Here is a 2,452-nt window from a genome sequence, read left to right as displayed (position 1 = left end):
GGAAAAATATGAATGCCCAAAAAACTGATCGCGCAATATGTTCGTGAAACCAGCGATAAGTAGAAATTTGAATTTGATGATAGATCGCGAAAATCGCGAAGCTGGCGACCGTTATTGCTGCTGCTGAGGAGACAAGAAGCAATAAGATGTGGACCTCGTTCACGCCGCCTCCCTCTCGCCCTTTGCGAAGAGTTCGCGGAACACGGGGAAAATATCCGACGGTTTGGCGATCCTTGTTTGTGCGAAGGTCTTCCATTTCGGCGCGAAGGTGCGATAGGCGCGCCAGAGTTCGGCGCCTGAGTCCTTGTCCGAAAAGACCTCCAGTTCGCGCTCGTCGAGGATTTCAATATAGGCGTAGTACTGACTGATCGGCATCACGTCTTCGTTGAGAATTTCAACGCAGCGCTTCGCGTCGCCCGACTGGGTGTAGCCGTCGGAGGCCTGCGCCACATAAATGTTCCACTCGCTGGCGGGAAAGCGGTCCCTCTGCACTTCCAGCATTTTTTCGAGCGCGGTCGAGACGACCGTGCCGCCCGACTGGCGCGAATAGAAGAACGTCTCCTCGTCGACCTCCTCGGCGTGATGGGTGTGGCGGATGAAGACGACTTCGACACGCTCATAGCGGCGTTTCAAAAACAGATAGAGCAGCATGTAAAAGCGCTTCGCGAGGTCTTTCTCGCGCTCGCCCATCGAGCCGGAAACATCCATCAGGCAGAACATCACTGCCGTCGTCGTCTGCACCGGGACCGGCTCATGCGCGTTGTAGCGCACGTCGAGCGGGTCGATGAACGGCGCCCAGCGGCGGCGCGCCTCCATTTCTTCGAGGCGCGCGATCAGCGCTTTCTTCTCCTCGACTTCGCTCTCCGAAGGGTCCGCGACGCGCTCCAGAGCGAAAAGGCGCTCTTTCAATTCGTTCATCTCGCGCGTCGAGGGGCGGTGCAGCGCGAGGCGCCGGCCATGCGCGTTCCGCATGGTGCGGATCAAATTGAGATTGGTCGGCGAGCCGGCGACGGTCAGCCCGGCGCGCTTGTAGGCTTTCGACTTTATCTCCTTCAGCGAGCGCTTGACGAGGTTCGGCAGCTCAAGGTCTTCAAAAAAGATGTCGAGAAATTCGTCCTGCGTCAGCGTGAACTGGAAGGAGTCCTCCGCCTCGCCGGAATCGGAGGCATCCTTTCCTTGCCCTTTGCCGCTCGCCTTTGGCGGCTTCTTGATCTTGTCGCCGGCGCCGAATTCCTTAGTGCCGGTGTGGACGCGGCGATTGACGCCCGTATCTGGGCTTAACCGAAAGCGTGGCTCGCGCGTCGAGCTTGAGGGGATCGTGATCTTCTCGCCCTTGTCGAGCTCCTTCAGCGAACGCTCGCGCAAGCTCTTGTTCACCGCCTCTTTAATTTGCGCGCGCGCGCGTTTCAGGAACCGCTGACGGTTGCCGAGCGACTTGCCTTTCGGGTTCTTGCGCCGGTCGATGAAGTTGTAATGGTTCATAGGGACTAGGTCCTGTTGACAAAGTAATTGATCCATAGACGGATTGACGCGATGTGCAGGAAGCCTGTGTAGCTGTCTGCGGTTTTATCATACCTCGTTGCGACGCGCCGGGAGTTTTTCAGCTTGTTGAAGCAGCGCTCGACGCGGTTTCGCAGCGCGTAGATGTGGCTGTCGATTGCGACTTGGATTTTGCGACCGCTGCGCATCGGGATAATGGCGACGCCGCCCCGCTCTTCCATATCTTCGCGAATGCGATCTGCGTCGTAGCCCTTGTCGGCGATCAGCACTTTGGGTTCCGGCCCTTCAGCGTCCATCACGAGGTCGTAGCCTTTGTAGTCCGAGACTTCGCCGCCGGTGATTTCCGTCGCGACCGGGAGCCCTTCACCATTGGTTCTGAGATGAACTTTTGTCGTAAAGCCACCCTTTGAGCGCCCAAAACCCTGATTTTGAGTCCCCCTTTAGCGCCGGCCGCCTGATGGTGCGCCCGGATGATGGTGGAATCGATCATCTGTACGCTGTTCAATCCGCCGCCGCCGTCATTGAGCGCCTCCAGCATCAGTTCCCAAACGCCTGAGAGCGTCCAGCGCCGGAACTGCCGGTAAACGGAAGACCATTTGCCGAAATGCTCATGCAAGTCGCGCCATTGCGCGCCCGTCCGAGCGATCCAGAACACCCCGTCGAGCACCAGCCGGTGATCGACCGGAGGTCGCCCGCGCTTGCCGCCCGTTGCAACCACGAAGGGTTCGAAAAACTTCCATTCCCTGTCCGTCATCAACCCGCGAACCATTGCCGTCTCCCAAAAGACAGCGTTGAATCAGCGTTCGCGCCGCTTGGGAATCAACTTTGTCAACAGCTCCTAGGAGCCGCCCTTTCTTGTGCACAGTGGTGGCGTTAAGCACCGAACCGCCTGATCCGGTTATGCAATACCATGCGCAACTGGATATTCGGCCGGAATTGCCCCGCCCGTGGG

Annotated in this window: 2 protein-coding genes; both read right to left on the bottom strand. The window is 58.3% G+C overall.

Features of this window, described 5'->3' with window-relative positions:
- Nucleotides 1–159: 159 nt before the first annotated feature.
- Nucleotides 160–1,482, bottom strand: a complete 1,323-nt coding sequence (locus ACRESJ_RS27135) for a YeaH/YhbH family protein (protein WP_431760607.1) — start codon at nucleotides 1,480–1,482, stop codon at nucleotides 160–162.
- Between the two features lie 5 nt (nucleotides 1,483–1,487).
- Nucleotides 1,488–2,269, bottom strand: a protein-coding gene (locus ACRESJ_RS27130) for an IS5 family transposase (protein ID WP_431760606.1) whose coding sequence is annotated in 2 segments (ribosomal slippage) — nucleotides 1,488–1,942 and nucleotides 1,942–2,269 — 783 coding nt in all. Because the reading frame shifts where the segments join, the coding sequence is not laid out codon by codon here.
- Between the last annotated feature and the right edge of the window lie 183 nt (nucleotides 2,270–2,452).

Origin of the sequence: Pseudomonas sp. (genome assembly GCF_050739655.1) — a bacterium.
GTDB lineage: Bacteria > Pseudomonadota > Gammaproteobacteria > Pseudomonadales > Pseudomonadaceae > Aquipseudomonas.
Note: the sequence above shows the minus strand (reverse complement) of the source record. Positions and strands in the feature narration are given on the sequence as shown.